The sequence below is a fragment of the Caulobacter sp. ALps2 genome, assembly GCF_058681635.1.
Genome location: NZ_CM178743.1, coordinates 4,762,421 through 4,780,469, shown reverse-complemented (window position 1 = coordinate 4,780,469; position 18,049 = coordinate 4,762,421). Strand labels below are relative to the sequence as shown.

Annotated in this window: 13 protein-coding genes; 6 read left to right on the top strand and 7 right to left on the bottom strand. The window is 66.8% G+C overall.

Annotated features, from left to right (window positions below; genetic code table 11):
- Positions 1 to 2: 2 nt before the first annotated feature.
- Genes rhaM through rhmD form a run of 5 tightly spaced genes read right to left on the bottom strand, consistent with a single transcriptional unit; the run spans position 3 to position 4,141 of the window.
- Positions 3 to 353 (bottom strand): L-rhamnose mutarotase, encoded by a 351-nt coding sequence (gene rhaM, locus ACW173_RS22445; RefSeq protein WP_492082255.1) that lies wholly within the window; start codon positions 351 to 353, stop codon positions 3 to 5.
- A 41-nt stretch (positions 354 to 394) separates the two neighbouring features.
- Positions 395 to 1,303, bottom strand: coding sequence for an amidohydrolase family protein (locus ACW173_RS22440; protein WP_492082254.1), 909 nt, complete (start codon positions 1,301 to 1,303; stop codon positions 395 to 397).
- A gap of 13 nt (positions 1,304 to 1,316) precedes the next feature.
- On the bottom strand, positions 1,317 to 2,081 hold the full coding sequence (locus tag ACW173_RS22435; protein WP_492082253.1) for an SDR family NAD(P)-dependent oxidoreductase: 765 nt from the start codon (positions 2,079 to 2,081) through the stop codon (positions 1,317 to 1,319).
- Positions 2,078 to 2,941: a 2,4-didehydro-3-deoxy-L-rhamnonate hydrolase gene (locus tag ACW173_RS22430; RefSeq protein ID WP_492082252.1), complete on the bottom strand. Its 864-nt coding sequence runs from the start codon at positions 2,939 to 2,941 to the stop codon at positions 2,078 to 2,080. The genes ACW173_RS22435 and ACW173_RS22430 overlap by 4 nt, the downstream gene beginning before the upstream one ends.
- Positions 2,942 to 2,962: 21 nt before the next feature.
- Positions 2,963 to 4,141: an L-rhamnonate dehydratase gene (rhmD, locus tag ACW173_RS22425; RefSeq protein ID WP_492082251.1), complete on the bottom strand. Its 1,179-nt coding sequence runs from the start codon at positions 4,139 to 4,141 to the stop codon at positions 2,963 to 2,965.
- A gap of 230 nt (positions 4,142 to 4,371) precedes the next feature.
- On the opposite strand from rhmD, the gene ACW173_RS22420 reads away from it, so the two are divergent.
- The 5 genes from ACW173_RS22420 (at position 4,372) to ACW173_RS22400 (ending at position 11,171) form a co-directional block, all read left to right on the top strand.
- Entirely contained in the window at positions 4,372 to 5,193 is an 822-nt protein-coding gene (locus ACW173_RS22420; protein ID WP_492082249.1) for an IclR family transcriptional regulator, read from the top strand.
- A gap of 22 nt (positions 5,194 to 5,215) precedes the next feature.
- Positions 5,216 to 5,977, top strand: coding sequence for an L-rhamnose 1-dehydrogenase Lra1 (lra1, locus tag ACW173_RS22415; protein WP_492082248.1), 762 nt, complete (start codon positions 5,216 to 5,218; stop codon positions 5,975 to 5,977).
- Positions 5,978 to 5,981: 4 nt separating this feature from the next.
- Positions 5,982 to 7,124 carry an FMN-dependent L-lactate dehydrogenase LldD gene (gene lldD, locus ACW173_RS22410; RefSeq protein ID WP_492082247.1) on the top strand — a complete coding sequence of 381 codons (1,143 nt, stop codon included), beginning with the start codon at positions 5,982 to 5,984 and terminating at the stop codon, positions 7,122 to 7,124.
- Positions 7,121 to 7,897 carry a rhamnogalacturonan acetylesterase gene (locus ACW173_RS22405; protein WP_492082245.1) on the top strand — a complete coding sequence of 259 codons (777 nt, stop codon included), beginning with the start codon at positions 7,121 to 7,123 and terminating at the stop codon, positions 7,895 to 7,897. Before lldD ends, ACW173_RS22405 begins: the two co-directional genes overlap by 4 nt.
- Positions 7,898 to 8,129: 232 nt before the next feature.
- Positions 8,130 to 11,171, top strand: a complete 3,042-nt coding sequence (locus tag ACW173_RS22400) for a glycoside hydrolase family 2 protein (RefSeq protein ID WP_492082244.1) — start codon at positions 8,130 to 8,132, stop codon at positions 11,169 to 11,171.
- Positions 11,172 to 11,331: 160 nt separating this feature from the next.
- On the opposite strand, the gene ACW173_RS22395 is transcribed toward ACW173_RS22400, so the two are convergent.
- Positions 11,332 to 12,657 (bottom strand): oligogalacturonate lyase family protein, encoded by a 1,326-nt coding sequence (locus tag ACW173_RS22395; protein WP_492082242.1) that lies wholly within the window; start codon positions 12,655 to 12,657, stop codon positions 11,332 to 11,334.
- Entirely contained in the window at positions 12,654 to 14,615 is a 1,962-nt protein-coding gene (locus ACW173_RS22390; protein WP_492082241.1) for a rhamnogalacturonan lyase, read from the bottom strand. Before ACW173_RS22390 ends, ACW173_RS22395 begins: the two co-directional genes overlap by 4 nt.
- Before the next feature lie 275 nt (positions 14,616 to 14,890).
- Between ACW173_RS22390 and ACW173_RS22385 the strand changes: the two genes are divergently transcribed.
- Complete coding sequence (locus ACW173_RS22385) at positions 14,891 to 18,049, top strand: TonB-dependent receptor (RefSeq protein ID WP_492082240.1); 3,159 nt, start codon at positions 14,891 to 14,893, stop codon at positions 18,047 to 18,049.

Sequence of the window (18,049 nt, the reverse complement as noted above, 5' to 3'; positions counted from 1 at the left end):
GCTCAGCCCTCGAAGTAGAAGACGGGCTTCAGCGGCCACTCGACGGGCTTGTTGTCGGGATGGACCTCCATCAGGTCCGCCATGAAGTCCCACCAGCGCTTCATCACCGGCTGCAGCGGCAGCGCGTCCTTCTTGTTGTCCGGACGCAGGCGCAGCACGGCGAAGAGGCTCATGGTCTCCTCGTCCAGGAAGATCGAATAGTCGTGGATACCCGCGTCGCGCAGGGCCTCGGCGAGGTCGGGCCAAAGCTCGTCGTGGCGGCGCTCGTACTCGGCGGCGACGCCTGGCTTCAGCTGCATGCGGAAGGCGAGGGGGCGGCTTTCCGTCGTCGTGCTCCCCATCTGGGTGCTCATCGTCTTCCTCCTGGTGTCGTTCTTGTTCTTTTTGGTTCTGGTCAGTTGGCCAGCCGGTAGACCCGCCTGGCGGTCCCGGCGAACAGCGTCTCGCGCTCGTCGTCACTGAAGTCGGCCGTGATCGCGTCATAGGCGGCGTAGAAACCGCCGAAGTTGCCGTGCGCGCGCTCGACCGGGAAGTTGCTGGCGAACATGCAGCGTTCGACGCCGAAGGTCTCGATGACCTGCAGGACGAAGGGCTTGAGGCTGGCGGTGGTCCACGACCGGTCGACCATGGCCAGGCCCGAAATCTTGCAGCTGACGTTCGGGCGCTTGGCCAGTTCGGCCAGGCCGTCGCGCCAGGCGGCGAGCCCGGCCTCGTCGCGGTCTGTCGGCATGCCAGCGTGGTTGACGATCAGCGGGATGTCAGGATGCGCGTCGGCCAGCTGCGCGGCCGTCGCCATCTGCGAGGCATAGAGCTGTAGGTCGAAAGACAAGCCGTACTTGGCCAGCAGGGCGAAACCCTTGCGCCATTGCGGGTCCAGCAGCTTGTCGGTCGGGCCGTAGGTCTTGGTCGGATCCTCGTGCCAGTTGACGATCTGGCGGACACCCCGGACGGCCTCGCGGGCGGCATGGGCCTCCAGCATCGCCTCGACGTCCGGATCGTCCAGATTGGCCCCGGCGACGATGCCGCCGATCACGCCGCGCTGGTCGGCGATGCTCTGGAGCCAGTCGGTCTCGGACAGCTGGTCCTTGGGCGGCAGGCCGCATTCGACATGCACGACCTGGACGACGTTCCAGCCCTTGGCATCGGCCAGATAGTCGTCCAGCCCATAGGACTTGTAGGCGATCCCCGACATGTCGCCGGCCGGGTTGTTCGGCAGCGGCGTGTCCTGGAGCCAGGCGTAATAGTGCCGATCGAGGTCCCACAGATGCATGTGAGGATCGACGATGGGGCCCGTATACGCCATGGCTCCAGTACTCCTAGAACGTGGTCCGGCCGCCGGAGGTGTCGAAGGTGGCCGCGGTGGTGAAGCTGCACTCCTCCGACGCCATGAAGCAGACCATGGCGGCGCTCTCGTGGATCTCGCCCAGGCGGCCCATCGGAATCTTGCCGCGCATGTAGTCGACCTGGCTCTGGGGCAGTTGCTCCAGGATTGGGCTCTCGAAGGTGGCCGGGGTCAGGCTGTTGACGATGACGCCCTTGGTGGCCAGTTCCTTGCCCAGCGACTTGGTCAGGCCGATCACCGCCGCCTTCGACGCCGAATAGGCGCCGGCGTTGGGGTTGCCTTCCTTGCCGGCCACCGAGGCGACGTTGACGATCCGGCCGTAGCCTTGGGCGATCATCAGCGGCGCGATCGACTTGGCGCAGTAGAAGACGCCGTTGACGTTGATGTCGAAGACACGCTTCCAGCTGTCGGTCGGATACTCGTACACCGGGGCCGTGGCGCCGGTGATGCCGGCCGAGGCGACCAGGATGTCGACGCGGCCCAGGGCCGCGTTGGCGGCCTGGCCGGCGGCCATGACGGCGGTTTCGTCGGAGACGTCGAGGGCGACCGTGTGGGTCGCGCCGACTTCGGCCGCGGCGGCCTTCAGGCCATCGGCGTCCAGGTCCCACAGCGAGACCTGGCCGCCTTCGGCGACGATGCGGGCGGCCACGGCCTTGCCCAGGCCCGAGGCGCCGCCGGTGATGACCGCGACGCGGCCAGCGAAACGATTGGGATAGATTCTGGGGGAGGCGGTGCTCACGAAACGCCTTCCTTCGACCAAGCGACGACGATCTGGCGCTGCTCGCCCAGCTTCTCGATACCCAGGCGGATTTCGTCGCCGGCCTTCAGGTAGACGGGCTCGGGCTTCTGGCCCATCCCGACGCCGGGCGGGGTGCCGGTGGTGATCAGGTCGCCCGGCTCCAGCGTCATGAACTCGCTGATGTACGAGACCAGCTTGCTGATCGGGAAGATCATGGTCTTGGACGAGCCGTCCTGCTTTCGCTGGCCGTTGACGTCCAGCCACATGCCCAGGTTCTGCGGGTCGCCGACCTCGTCCGAGGTGACCATCCACGGGCCCACGGGGCCAAAGGTGTCGCAACCCTTGCCCTTGTCCCAGGTGCCGCCACGCTCGATCTGGAAGGCGCGCTCGGAGACGTCGTTGATCAGGACGTAGCCGGCGACATGGTCGAGGGCCTCGTCCTCGGTGACGTAGCTGGCGCGCGAACCGATCACGACGCCCAGCTCGACTTCCCAGTCGGTCTTTTCCGAACCGCGCGGGATCATCACCGCGTCGTTCGGGCCGGTCAGGCAGCTGACGGCCTTGGTGAACAGCACCGGTTCGGCCGGGATCGGCAGGTTCGACTCGGCGGCGTGGTCGGCGAAGTTCAGGCCCACGGCGATGAACTTGGAAACGCCGTTGACCGGCACGCCGTAGCGGGGCGAGCCCTCGACGACGGGCAGGGTAGCCGGGTCGATGGCGGCCAGGGCCTTCAGGCTGGCCGGCGACAGCTGGGCGCCGGTGATGTCGGCCACGTGGCCCGACAGGTCGCGGATCTTGCCTTCGGAATCGAGCAGGCCGGGCTTCTCGGAGCCGCGCGGGCCATAGCGGAGCAGTTTCATGGATCTACGCTTTCAAATGAATCAGCGGGCGTAAGGACGGTGCAAGCCGACCTCGCGATTGAGTTCGACGCCGAAGCCCGGCGCGTCGGAGAGCTTGAGCTTGCCGTTCACCGGGACGGGCTCGCCGATCAGCTGCGGGTGGAACATCGGCACCACCTCGTCGGCCTTCGGGGCCATCATCAGGAACTCGGCGAACGGGCTGTTATGGCGCGTGATGACGAAGTGGTAGCTGTACACGGACGAGCCGTGCGGGATCATCATCACGCCCTTGCTGTCGGCCAGGTTGGCGATCTTGATCAGTTCGGTGACGCCGCCGCACCAGCCCACGTCCGGCTGGATGATGTCGCAGCACTCCATCTCCAGCAGCATGCGGAAGCCCCAGCGAGTGGCCTCATGCTCGCCGGTGGTGACCAGCATGCCGGTCGGGGCGTTCTTCTTCAGGTCGCGATAGCCCCAGTAGTCGTCGGGGCTGAGGGCTTCCTCGATCCACTTCAGGCCATACTCGTGGGCCTTGTGGGCCAGCTTGGTGGCGTAGTTGAGGTCCAGCGCCATCCAGCAGTCGAACATCAGCCAGAAGTCCTCGCCACAGCGCTCGCGCATGGTGGCCAGTTCCTCGATGTTCTTGCGCAGGCCTTCCTCGCCCTCGGCCGGGCCGTGGTGCAGGGGCATCTTGCCGCCGATGAAGCCCATCTGCTTGGCCAGGTCCGGACGCGCGCCCGTGGCGTAGAAGGTCAGCTCGTCGCGGACCTTGCCGCCCAGCAGGGCGTAGACCGGCTCCTGGCGCAGCTTGCCCAGCAGGTCGTACAGCGCCAGGTCGACGCCCGAGATGGCGTTCACCACCAGGCCCTTGCGGCCGTAGTACTGGGTGGAGAAGTACATCTGGTCCCAGATCTTCTCGACCTCGGTCGGGTCGCGGCCTTCCAGGAAGCGGGCCAGGTGCTTTTCGACGATGTAGGCGGCGGGCTCGCCGCCGGTGGTCACCGCGAAGCCGATCGTGCCGTCGGCGGCCTCGATCTCGACGACCAGCGTGCCCAGCACGTTGATGCCGAACGACTGGCGGCTCTGGCGATATTCCGGGTAGCGCGACATCGGCGTGGCGATGTGGTCGTCGATCCAGTGGCCGTCACCCTGGTCGTGATAGTCGGCGCCGCCGCCTCGAACCACGAAAGCGCGAACATGCTTGATGACCGGAAACGCCATGGACGACGAGGCTCCAACCTTGCGGCGGCCGTACTCGACGCCGCCTTGGGACAAGGGGGGCGCGCCAGCTGGAAGCGTTCCAGCAGGCCCGCGGCGAAGCCTTTAGGCCGCGCCTACCTCCCCAACATAACCTATGACACGCTATCGGTTCGCGAGGCGGGCGCGCTCATACAGAGTCGCCGTCGTTCCGCTTGCCTTGCGTTCCACAATATGAGAGGTAGTGCTACAAAATGAAACCAGCGTCAAGGGGAGCGGAACCGGTGGCGGCGGACGAAAACGCGACGACCAAGTCTCCCAGCGGCAGCCAAACCCTGTTCCGAGGCCTGGATCTGCTGGACGTGGTCGCCGAGTCCGGGACCATCGCCCTGCCGGCTCTGGCCAAGCAGCTGGGTCTGACCCGCAGCACGACTCACCGCCTGGCCACGGCCCTGGTCGAGCGCCGGCTGCTCTCGCAGGCGCCGCGCGAAGGCTACAGCCTGGGCTCCAAGCTTCTGGAGCTGGGCTATCTGGCCAGCCAGCAGATGGACCTGCCGCGCATCGCCCGTCCGCACCTGGAAAAGCTGTGGGAAGAGACCGAAGACACGGTCCACCTGGGTGTGCTCGACGATGAGCGAGCCCTGTATCTCGACAAGCTGACCGGCCGTCGCCGTATCAACATCAGCTCGCGCGTGGGCGATCGCCAGCCGATCCGCTCGACCGGCCTGGGCAAGGCCCTGGTGCTGGACGACACCGAGGACCGCTGGCGCGCGCTGTACCGCTCTGAAGGTTCCGCGCTGCCGGGCGCGCCGGACGAGAAGCAGTGGATCGACTGGATGCGCGACTACTCCAAGCGCGGCATCGCCTTCGACCTGGAAGAGAACGAGGACCGCATCCGCTGCGTCGCCGCGCCGATCCGTGGGGCCTCGGGCCAGATCGTCGGCGCGATCAGCGTCTCGGGCGCGGCGCAATACATGGACGACGACCGCATGAAGACGCTGGTCGACGACGTGCGTGACACGGCCAACGCCATCGGCCGTGACCTGGGCTGGAACGGAAAGCGGCTGGCCCGCTGATGAGCATAAAAAAGAGGTAGTGATGCTGCTGAAGGACAAGGTGGTGCTGGTGACCGGCGCCTCGCAGGGGATCGGCAAGGCCGCCGCGATCGGTTGCGCCCAGCACGGCGCGGACGTGGCGATCAACTACCACTCCGACGAGGCCGGCGCCGCCGACGCCGTCGCCCAGATCGAGGCCCTCGGCCGTCGCGCCATCGCCGTCAAGGGCGACGTCGCCAATGTCGAGACCGCCCATTCCTTCGTGCAGGCCGCCGTGGACGCGTTCGGCAAGGTCGACGTGTTCGTCAACAACGCCGGCATCTGCCCCTTCCACGCCTTCCTCGACATGCCGCCCGAGGTCATGGAGCGGACGATGAAGGTCAACCTGTTCGGCGCCTATTACATGGTGCAGGCGGCGGCCAATCAGATGGTCAAGCAAGGCCACGGCGGCGCGATCATAGCCGTCAGCTCGATCAGCGCCCTGGTCGGCGGCGGCATGCAGACGCATTACACCCCGACCAAGGCCGGCGTGCACAGCCTCATGCAGTCGACCGCCATCGCGCTGGGCAAGTACGGCATCCGCTGCAACTCGGTGCTGCCGGGCACCATCGAGACGGCGATCAACAAGGAAGACCTGGCCGACGTCGCCAAGCGCGAATACATGGCCGGCCGCATCCCGCTGGGCCGCCTGGGCGAGCCCGACGACCTGGCCGGCCCGATCGTGTTCCTGGCCTCGGACCTGGCCAAGTACGTGACCGGCGCGGCCCTGTTGGTCGACGGCGGCGCCTTCGTGAACCTGCAGTAGTCCGGTGATCGTCTCGTCCACGACGGACTTCCGCGAGGCGGCGCGGCGCAAGCTGCCGCGCTTCCTGTTCGACTATATCGACGGCGGCGCCTATGCCGAGCGGACCCTTGGTCGCAACGTCTCGGACCTGGCCGACATCGCCCTGCGCCAGCGGGTGCTGAAGGACGTCTCGGCCGGCGATCCCTCGGCCACGCTGTTTGGCGTCAAGCAGGCCCTGCCGGTGGCCCTGGCTCCCGTCGGGCTGACGGGCATGTATGCCCGCCGGGGCGAGGTCCTGGCGGCCCGCGCGGCGGCCAAGAAGGGCGTGCCGTTCTGCCTGTCGACCGTGTCGGTCTGCGATGTCGACGAGGTCAGCAAGGCCTCGTCCGCGCCGATCTGGTTCCAACTCTACGTGCTGCGCGACCGCGCCTTCATGCGTGACCTCTTGGCCCGCGCCAGCGCGGCCGGGGCCACCGCCCTGGTGTTCACGGTCGACATGCCCGTACCCGGCGCCCGCTATCGCGACGCGCACTCGGGCATGAGTGGTCCCAACGCCGCCGCGCGCCGAATGGTGCAGGCGATGTTCAAGCCGCAATGGGCCTGGGATGTCGGGCTGATGGGCCGTCCCCATACCTTGGGCAATGTCGCCCCGGTGCTGGGCGCCAATTCGGGTCTCGAAGACTTCATGGGCTGGCTGGGGGCGAACTTCGACCCGTCCATCCAGTGGAAGGACCTGGAGTGGATCCGCGACCTGTGGAAGGGCCCGTTGATCATCAAGGGCGTGCTCGACCCCGAAGACGCCAAGGCCGCCGCCGACATCGGCGCGGACGGGGTCGTGGTCTCCAACCATGGCGGTCGCCAGCTGGATGGGGTGTTATCTTCGGCCCGCGCCCTGCCGGCCATCGCCGAGGCGGTTGGCGACCGCCTGACCGTACTGGCCGACAGCGGCGTGCGCTCGGGCCTGGATGTGGTGCGGATGCTGGCCTTGGGCGCCAAGGGCGTGCTGCTGGGCCGGGCCTTCGTCTACGCGCTCGCGTCGCGTGGTGAAGCGGGGGTCACCCAGTTGCTGGACCTGATCGAGAAGGAGATGCGCGTGGCCATGGCCCTGACGGGCGTGCGCGACGTCGCCAGCATCGACCGGTCTATCCTGGCGGAGCTGGAACGGTGATTGCCGCGCTGGCCTTGGCGGCCGCGGTGGCTGCCCAGGGGATGGGGACGCCGCCCCGCATCGTCATCGCCAGCGACTCCACCGCCGCCAACTATGGCCCGTCCCAGTATCCGCAGATGGGCTGGGGCATGGTGCTGAAGTGCTCGCTGGATTCGCGTGTCGAGGTCGTGAACCTGGCGCGCGGCGGCCGCTCGACCAAGACCTTTATCGAGGAAGGCCTCTGGGACCAGCTGCTGGCCCAGCTGAAGCCCGGCGACACGGTGCTGATCCAGTTCGGCCACAACGACGCCGACACCAAGAAGATCGTCCGCTTCACCGACCCCAACGGGGCCTACGAGGTCAATCTGCGCCGCTTCGTGGCCGACGTGCGGGCCAGGCAGGGCGCGCCGGTTCTGGTCACCCCGATCGCGCGCTGGCTGTGGGAGAACGGTGAGCCCAAGGACGCCCACGCGGCCTATGCGGCGACCATTCACCGGGTGGCGGCCGACCTGAAGGTTCCGCTGGTCGACCTGGACGGCGACATGATGGCGGCGCTGAAGGCGAGGGGGCAGCTGGCCTCGCGCGGGCTGTACATGCACTACCAGCCCTATGACGGCGTCGCCCGCTTCCCCGAGGGGATCAAGGACGACACCCACATCAACGAACAGGGCGCGCGTCTGGGCGCGGCTCTGGTGGCGACCCGCCTCGCCAAGTTGAAGCTACAGGTCTCGCGCTTGGTGCATCCCGCGCCGTTGGACAATCAGACCCGGCTTGGCGGACCCAGCTGCCCATAGGCTGAAAGAAAAAATGGAGCGCCTCGCGGGGGAGGCGCTCCATATGCCCGCACGGGGGGAATGGCGGGCGAAAAGTGCGCGGCGGGGGCACGAGGAGGCGACCGCCCGCCGACAGATAAATCCCAAATTATGAGATATCATCCAATATAATGAGATTGCTTGACAGCTCGCCGGGTGTCAAGCCAAAGGTGCGAGAGAGCCTAAAGTGGCCTGACCAAACGGGAGGTGTCGTATGTCGCGCGTGTTCAGGCCGGTTCCGCTCGCGTTCGCCGTACTGGCCGCCATCGCGCCGGCCCAGGCCCTGGCCCAGCGGGCCGAGTACGCCTTCAACGACGGCTGGCGCATGGCTACGGGCGAGATCGCCGGCGCCGAGACGCCCGGCTTTGACGACACCGCCTGGAAGCCCGTCACCCTGCCGCGCGCCTTCAACGAGGACGAGGCCTTCAAGGTCGACATCCACGATCTGAAGGGCGGGATCACCTGGTACCGCAAGCGTTTCATCCTGCCGGCGGATTTCCAGACGGGCGGCAAGGCGTTCCTTGAGTTCGAGGGCGTTCGCCAGGCCGGCGAGGTCTATGTCAACGGCGTGCTGGCCGGCGGCCACGAGAACGGTGTCACGGCCTTCGGCGTCGACGCCTCCAAGCTGCTCAAGCCCGCGCCGTTCGAGAACGTGGTCGCCGTGCGCGTCGACAGCGACTGGAAGTACAAGGAGAAGGCCACCGGCAGCGGCTTCCAGTGGAACAACAACAACTTCAATGTGAACTACGGCGGCATCCACCGCGCGGTGCGGCTGCACCTGACCGGCGGCCTGCACCAGACCCTGCCGCTGTATTCGAGCCTGGGCACGATGGGCGTCTACATCTGGGCCGATGACTTCGACATCAAGGGGAGGGCGGCCACCGTCCACGCCGAGTCCGAGGTGCGCAACGAAACGGATCGCCCGCGCGCCTTCAGCTATCGTGTCACCGTTCGGGACGTCGATGGCGAGACGGTCGCCGAGTTCGCCGGCCCGACGATCACCTTGGCGCCGGGCGAGACTCGTGTCGTCTCGGCCAAGCAGCGGCTGAACGGCCTGAACTTCTGGAGTTGGGGCTACGGCTATCTCTACGCGGTCGGCACGGCGCTGGTGGAGGACGGCAAGGCGGTCGACGAGGTCGTCACCCGCACCGGCTTCCGCAAGACCGGCTTTGGCCAAGGCATGGTCCGGCTGAACGACCGGGTGATCCAGGTCCACGGCTACGCCCAACGCACCAGCAACGAGTGGCCGGCCCTGGGGACGGACATCCCGCCGTGGATCAGCGACCTGTCCAACGCCCTGATGGTCGAGAGCGGCGGCAATCTGGTGCGCTGGATGCACATCGCGCCGGCCCGCCAGGACGTGACCTCGGCCGACCGGGTGGGGCTGATGCAGGCCATGCCCGCCGGCGACGCCGAGAGCGACGTCACCGGCCGCCGCTGGGACCAGCGCAAGGAGGTCATGGCCGACGCCATCGTCCGTTTCCGCAACAACCCCTCGATCGTCTTCTACGAAGGCGGCAACGAGAACATCAGCGACGAGCACATGGCCGAGCTGAAGGCCATCCGCGACAAGCTCGATCCGCACGGCGGCCGCGCCATCGGCTCGCGCGAGATGCTGTCCAGCGAGGTCGCCGAGTATGGCGGCGAGATGCTCTACATCAACAAGAGCGCCGGGAAGCCTGTCTGGGCCATGGAGTACTCGCGCGACGAGGGCGCGCGGAAGTTCCAGGACGACTTCACCCCGCCGTTCCACAAGGACAGCCCCGACTACAACCGCAACCAGGACAGCCACGCGGTCGAGAACGTCCGCCGCTGGTACGACTACTGGCGCGCGCGGCCGGGTGGCGGCGACCGGGTCAGCTCGGGCGGCGTCAACATCATCTTCTCCGACAGCAACACCCACTTCCGCGGCGACAACAACTATCGCCGCAGCGGCGAGGTGGACGGGATGCGGCTGCCGAAGGAGGGCTTCTACGCCCACCAGGTGATGTGGGACGGCTGGGTCGATGTCGAACGGCCGCGCAGCCACATCATCGGCCATTGGAACTACGCGCCGGGCACGGTGAAGGACGTGCTGGTCGTGTCCAGCGCCGACAAGGTGGCGCTGATGCTGAACGGCCGGGCGCTGGGCTATGGCAAGAAGAGCGACGGTTTTCTGTTCACCTTCCCGCAGGTGGCGTGGGCGCCGGGCAAGCTGGAGGCGGTCGGCTACGACGCCAAGGGCAAGGTCGTCTCGCGCCATGCGCTGGAGACCACCGGCGAGCCCGCCGCCCTGCGCCTGACGCCGCGCACGGGGCCGGGCGGCTGGAAGGCCGACGGCGCGGACTTGGCGCTGGTCGATGTCGAGGTCGTCGACAGCCAGGGCCGCCGCGTGCCGACGGCGCTGAACACGATCAGCTTCTCGACGACGGGTCCAGTGGAATGGCGCGGCGGCATCGCCCAGGGCGATAGCCTTGGCCGCAAGCCGCCGCCGCCGGCCTCTACGGAACCCGAGAAGGCTGCGGGCGCGGACCAGGTGACCAAGTTCGCGGGCGCGGCGCGGTCGGACGACAACTTCATTCTCGCCAAGACCTTGCCCGTCGAAGCGGGGATCAATCGGGTCTCTCTGCGCTCGACCCTGGAGGCGGGGAAGGTGACCGTCACGGCCAAGGCCGAAGGGTTGCCGGACGCTTTTCTGACCCTGGACGTCGCCCCGCCGGTGAAGGCCGACGGCCGCTGGCCCGTGGGCGACGACGCCTCGCCGGTCAGCTTGGTGCGCGGTCCGACGCCCGCCACGCCGTCCTTCAAGCCCTGGCGCGTCACGGTGCGTCCGGCGGAGACGCTCGCGGGCTCGAACGCCGACACGGTCGCCCTGACCCAGGACGACGACGAGATGACCCATTGGGCCAGCGACGGCCACTTGGCCAACGCCTGGATCGAGTACCGCCTGGACAAGCCTCAGGTGGTCGATGAGTTGGAGCTGAAACTGATCGGCTGGCGGCTGCGCTCATACCCGCTGCGCGTCACCATGGACGGGGCGGTGGTCTATGAGGGCGTGCCGGCCAAGAGCCTGGGTTATGTGGCGCTGCCGCTGAAGGCCGTGAAGGGCTCGCGCCTGCGGATCGCCTTGACCGAGCCGACGGTGGACCGGGATGCGTTCGGCAAGATCGTCGAGATCACCGGCGCGAGAGCGGGGTTGGACACCGGAGCCGAGAAGGTCGCGGCCGGCGGGCGCCTGGGGATCATCGAGGCGGAGCTGCACCGGCGGGTGAGGTAGCTCCTCAAACCCCTACAATACCGTCATCCCGCGCTTTATGCGCGGGACCCATTTGTCCGCCGCAAGTGAAGTGCGGACCAAAGCTCTCATGTGGAAGCTAAACCATGGGTCCCGCGCATAAAGCGCGGGATGACGGATGTGGAGCTATAGCGAAGGGCGGCTACTGCGCCTTCGCCACCTCCACCGCGTACACTTGGCTCTGGCCGTGCATGTTCGACCTGAACACCAGCCACTTGTTGTCCGGGGTGAAGTTGACGTTGGGCTCCAGCCGATAGTCATGCCCCCGCATGTCGACGAGGCGCTCTGAATCCAGCACGCCCGGCGCGATCAGGTGCTCGGCCCCCGGGGCGTGGATGCCGGCCACGTCCGGCACCGTGCGGGGCTTCAGCAGCACGATCCACTTCCCGTCCGGCGCGTGGGCGACCATCTCGCTGTCGCCGCCGTCGCCAGCGAACAGCTTGCCGTCCGACGAGCTGTTGAAGTGCACCGACCAGTCGTTGCGTTGGACGTGCATCCAGTTGCGCTTGCCGGTGGCGACGTCGTAGCCGGCCACCCAGAAGTCCTCGCCGCGCGGGGTCTGCAGGTCGTACCAGACGGTCTTGCCGTCGGCGCTGAACCACTCGTGGCCCGCGATCTCCATGTTCATCGTGCGGGTGTGGATCTTGACCGGCTGGTCGCCAGCCTTGTCCGTTCGGATCAGCCACAGGCGGTCGACCTTGTGCCAGGGACCCTCGTGGCAGAACATCAGGAGGCCCGGATCGGTCGGCGAGAACTGCAGGTGGTTCAGCCAGTCGGTGGCCTGGTGGACGATCTTGCGCTCGCCGGTCACCGTGTTGATCGTGAAGATCTCCATCGGGATGCGGCTGTCCAGGCGGGCGTTCAGCTGCACCTCGCGGCCCTCGGCATAGGACAGCTCCTTGCCGTCGGCGCTCTTCACGTCGTCGGGGTTCTTGGGCAGGGCGTCCATCATGTTCGGCGGGATCGGCACGTCGTTGCGCACCACCACGCCGGCCAGCAGGGTCTCGTCGGCGTTGATGGTCTGCAAGGACCCGCGATCCATCTTGGCGACCTCGCGGACCGCCTTGGTGTAGGGATCGACCGCCATGACGGCCTTGGGGCCGCCGGGATTGTCGGTCAGGGCCTTCTCGTAATAGACCGCCCCGGTCTTGCGACCGACATACAGCAGCCGGACCTTGCCCTCGACGATCTTCGTCAGGGCGCGGGTCTTCAGGTCCATGGCGACGATGCCGGTCGGCGTCGCGAAGATCAGCCGGTCGCCCTTGGGCGTGTAGCCATTGTAGTTGAAGTACAGGCTGGAGCTGCCAGGCTCGCGCGACAGGCGGACGATGCGGTGGCCCGTGGCCTTGTCCACCCACTCCAACGGCGGCTCGGGCGCGCCGGGCTTGGCCATGGTCATGACGTCCTGGGCGTTCGCGGCGCCGGCCACGAGAAGGGCGGCCATGCCGCCGATGAGAAACGACTTCATTGGGACGCTTTCCGGGTAACGATGGCCGCGGGCTTGGGCTGTTTCATGCCTTCGCCCAGGTGGAAGCTGGTGTGGGGCGGCTGGTTGTAGGCGGTATTCTGCCAGGCGATCGAGACGCGATACTGGGGATCGTGCATCAGCGTCACCAGCCGGCGGTCAGTGGGGTAGGGCGTGGCGTAGATCCGCAGGGATCTGTTATCCTCGGCCCGCCAGATCACCTCCTCGCGCCAGTCGCCCAGGATGTCGGCCGACAGGGTCGGGGTGGCCTTGGTGCCATTGTTCGAGGTCATGCCCTCGGCGGTCAGCAGCGGTACGGCCTGGCCGGTCTTCCAATCCCACTTGCTGATCTGGTTCTTGTCCAGAAGCTCGCGCAGGGGATCGCCGTCCCACCAGATCGCGAAGTTAGTCTGGCGCGGGTGCTTGGCGCCTTCGATGGCCTTGCCCTGGGCGGTGTAGAGCGCCTCCGCGTTCGTGCCCCAGGCCTCGTCGCCGGGGAAGCGCGGGTCGATGTCGGCGGCGAGGCCCCGGCCGGTGTCCCTGTCGGTCGGCGTGCTCCACAGGACCTTGCCGGTCTTGGCGTCCAGCATGGCCGCGCCGATGCCGCCGTTCATCTTCGGGCTCTCGTGGACGCCGAACTTCTCTAGGCCAGGATGGGTCGGGTCCAGGTCGCCGACGTGCATCGCATCGCCGTGGAAGAGGCGGGCGCTCCATAGGCCCTTGCCGTTGTCGTCGACGGTCATCGCGCCGTAGACGATCTCGTCGCGGCCATCGCCGTCGACATCGGCGACGCTGAGCTGGTGGTTGCCCTGGCCGCCGAAGGCCTCGTTGCCGGGCGCGGCGCTGTCGAACAACCAACGCTCCGTCAGCTTGCCGTCCCGGAAGTCCCAGGCCGAGAGCGTGCTGCGACCGTAGTAGCCGCGGGCCATGATGATGCTGGGCCGCTGGCCGTCCAGATAGGCCGTGCCGGCCAGGAAGCGGTCGGAACGGTTTGCGTAGCCGTCGCCCCAGACCTGCGTCATCTGCTCGACGGTCGGCGCGTCGGTGCGCGGATCACGTTGCGGCGTATAGCGGGCGCTGGCCAGCGCCTTGCCGGTCGCGCCCTCGAAGACGGTCAGATATTCGGGGCCCTTGAGGATGCGGCCTTGGACCTTGGCGACCTTGGTCCCGTCCGGCTGGACGAAGGCGCCGGTGCGGTCGGCCTGGGGCCGCTCGCCGCCGCTCTCGCGCCAGTCGGCATTGGCGTCGCCCAGCACCTTGCCGGTCCCGTCGATCGTCCCGTCGCTGGTGCGCACGGCCAGTTCGGCCTTGCCGTCGCCGTCATAGTCGAAGACCTGGAACTGGGTGTAGTGCGCCCCGGCCCGGATGTTGCGGCCCAGGTCGATGCGCCACAGGCGCTTGCCCTCCAGGGTGTAGGCGTCGAGATAGACGTCGCCGGTATAGCCGCCGAAGGCGTTGTCCTTCGAGTTGGTCGGATCCCACTTCAGGATGATCTCGTAACGACCGTCGCCGTCCAGGTCGCCGACGCTGGCGTCGTTGGCGGTGTAGGAATAGGCCTCGCCCGTGTGCGTCACGCCGGCCGGCGGCGGATCCAGCGGGATCGAGAGGTAGCCGTCGGTCCAGACCTGGGCGGCGGCGCTGGCCGCGTCTTCCTTACCCTTGGCGACACGGCGGACGGTGTAGGCGCCCGCGCCGGCGGTCTTGTCGACGAAGTCCGTCGCCCCGCTCAGCGGCTTGGCGTTCAGCCTCTCGCCGTCCTTGTAGAGGTTGAAGGCCACGCCCGCCGGTTCGTCGCCCAGGAGACGCCAGCTGACCAGCACCCCGCCGTCCTTGGCGGGGACGGCGACCACGCCGCGATCCAGTGATTCCATCCAACGGGGCGCCGCGCGGGCCGCTCCCGTCGCCAGCAGCGCGACCATGCAGACAGTTGTCGCGAGTCGCCTGTGTTCTGGGGTCGTCATGAGCGCCGCGCCTCCCTCAAAGCCTTGCGCGATCCCGAAGGTTTCTATCGTGCGCGCTCACGCGGAGCGCTCCCAGGATCGCTGAGGGTTACACCACGAAAGCTTAGTCGTGTCTTCCCATAAATTGCGTTGACATCTCAACATATGAAACTACAGTATTTGTATTAAAAATGCGCCGTGTGTGTCGGGTCCGCCTTCGGGCGTCCGGCTCGCGTCAGGCGTCCGGCGCGTCCAGGGAATGCGCGCCAGGCCAACTGATAAGGGAGGGACTACCCGTGCAATTTTCGAAGGTTCGCCGCCACGCGGCCGCCGCTACGGTTTCCTGGCTAGCGCTTGGCGCCGGGCTCATGATCGCCGACCAGGCCTGGGCGCGGCAAGCGCCGACTGGCCAGGGCGCGACGGGTCAGGGCGCGAACGAAGCCACCGTCGTCGATGAGATCGTCGTCGGCACGCGCGCCAGCCTGCAATCGGCCATGAATCGCAAGAAGCGCGCCGGGACCATCTCCGACTCGATCGTCGCCGAAGACATCAGCCAGTTTCCCGACAAGAACGTCGGCGAGGCCCTCGGCCGCATCACTGGCGTCCAGCTGGCCCGCGATTTTGGCGAAGGCAACGCGGTGTCGATCCGTGGCGTCGAACCCGACCTGAACCGCGTCGAGATCAACGGCATGAGCACGTTGTCGACCGCCGGCAACCTGCAGGTCTATGGCGGCGGCGGTCGCTCGAACGACTTTCGGGAACTGGCCTCCGAGCTGGTCCAGTCGATCGACGTCTTCAAGGGCTTCACCGCCGACATGACCGAAGGCGGCGTCGGTGGCACGGTCTCGGTCAAGACCCGCAAGCCTCTCGACTTTAAAAAGCCGACGCTGTCGCTCACGGCGTCGGCCCAGAACCTTGACACCGCCGACACCTGGAAGCCGCGTGGCAACCTGTTCGCCGCGACCCGCCTGTTCGACGGCCGCCTGGGCCTGATGGCCAACGTCACCTACGACAATGTCGACACGCGCGGCGACTACGTCCGCAACTCGTCCTGGGGGCGCTTCGCTGACTTCGACGACTCGGCCAGCAAGACGGTCGACTACTACAGCACCGCCTATAACGAGCAGATCAACGCCTTGGCGCGCGGTGTCGCCAGTGAGGCGAGCTGCAATACCCTGACCACGCCGGACGCGACGCAGATCTCAACCACCAACCTGCGCAACGCCTGCCTTTCGCAATGGTACGACTACGCGCCCCGGGTCGCACGCTATGGCGTGTGGACCCGAAATGACGAGCGCATTTCGGCCGAGTTCACGGCCCAGTACCGGTTCACCGACAAGATCGACGCCTGGGTCAGCTACAACCGCAACGAGCGTAAGCAGCGCCTGAACGACATCAACTACGGCACCGACTTCACCTCGGCCACCCGTCTGCGCAACGCCGCCTCGGCCACGGCCTGCTCGGGAACCGACACGACCGCTGGCTCGGTGAAGGTCGACGCCAACCACAACGTCACCGCCTACACCCTGGGCAACTGTCTGACCACGTCGGGCGCCGGCGGCTTCAATGGCTTCGGCGTCAGCGCCCGCGACTTCGCCTACGAAAGCACGAGCAACTACTACAGCTTCGGCGCCAACTATCGCGGCGACCGGCTGCAGGTGGAACTCCTGGGTTCGAAGGCCGACACCAGCACCGTGTCGGAGACCAACAATGTCAGCGTGAGCTTCGACACGCCCGGCATGACGGTGGCCCTGGATCCATCGACCGGCAATCCGGCCTTCACCTTCGCCACCGGCTACAGCCCGGCGGACGGCTCGGCGATCCGCCAGTGGCAGATCCAATACCGTCCGTCGAACTCCGGTTCGAAGGAAGAGCAATACAAGATCGACTTCGATTACGACACGCGTCTGCCGTTCATCCCGAAGGTCGAGTTCGGCGGTCGCATGACCGACTTCTCGACCAAGGGCTACGGCTACGGCGGCTTCATCCTGAACCCGGGCGCCAACCCGTATTCGACCACCGACGACACCGTCATCTACTCGAACGCGGTGAATTCGACGGCGACGATCCTGGCCAGCCAGACGATCGACCAGACCAACCCGCTCAACGCCTCGGCGGCCTCGACCACGGGCTACTGGGCGACGACGGAGACCTGGTCGCGGGCCTTCTCGAACTCGATCTTCGCGTCGGCGATGACGAACCTGCCCAGTGACTTCTACTTCGGCGGCGGCGGCATCCCGTCGACCTGGAAGTATCCCGACTTCAGCACGGTGGCGGCCCAGCTCGACACCTCGCACTTCAACCTGAACAACCTCGAGCAGACGACCGGCAGCGACGGCAAGGCCTACGGCCAGTTCCCGTACTACATCGCGGAAAAGACCGACGCCCAGTACATCAAGTTCGACTACGAGTTCCCGCTGGGCAACTATGACGTCGAAGGCAACTTCGGCTGGCGCCGGGTCCACACCGAGACGACCGGCAGCGGCGTTTCCACCCGCCAGCAGACCTATGCGGCGACCAACGGGGGCTCCGCCACCACCTATACGATTGGCAACTCGCTCGCGAGCATGAAGAAGTCGTACACGGTGTGGCTGCCCAGCTTCAACGCGGGCCTGTGGGTCATCCCGAACAAGCTGACGGCGCGCGCCGGCTTCGCCCAGCTGATGGCGCGTCCGCGGATGGACTTCCTGATGCCGACGGTGACTTGCACCACCGACAATTCGCCCGACGCAAACGGCGAGTTCGATGAACCGAGCTGCACCGCCGGCAACCCGGAGCTGAAGCCCTATCGCGCCAACCAGTATGACCTGTCGTTCGAGTACTATCCGAACAAGGACACCCAGGTGTCGGTCGGCCTGTTCAAGAAGGACATCAAGTCGTTCTACGTCTCCAGCCGCACCCTGATCGGCAAGCGTGATGTCTATGGCGACGGCGTGCTCTACAACTACAACACCTACATCAACGGCGACGGCGCCAAGGTCCAGGGCGTGGAAATCACGGCCAAGACGGCTTTCACCTTCCTGCCGGGCATCTTCTCGGGCTTCGGCGTCGATGCCAACTACACCTACCAGAAGGCCAAGGACGTCGAGCTGTTCTCGCAGCTGGACGGCTCGCCGCTGCCGTTCCCAGGCTTGTCCTCGGATAGCGCCAACCTCACGGTCTGGTACGACAAGGGCCCGATCAACGCCCGCCTGGCTTACAACTACCGCTCTAAGTACCTGGTCTCGGCCGCGGACACCTCGGGTCAGCCCGTGTTCCGCGATCCGACCGGCTATCTGGACGGCAAGGTCACCTGGAAGCCGAAGCAGCTGTTCAACCTGCAAGGTCTGTCCTTCTTCGTCGAAGGCAAGAACCTGACCAAGGAAGAAGAGCGCTCGACGGCCGGTGACATTCGCCTGACCGAGCTCGGCTACTTCGGTCGTCGCTTCTTCGTCGGCATGGGCCTGAAGTTCTAG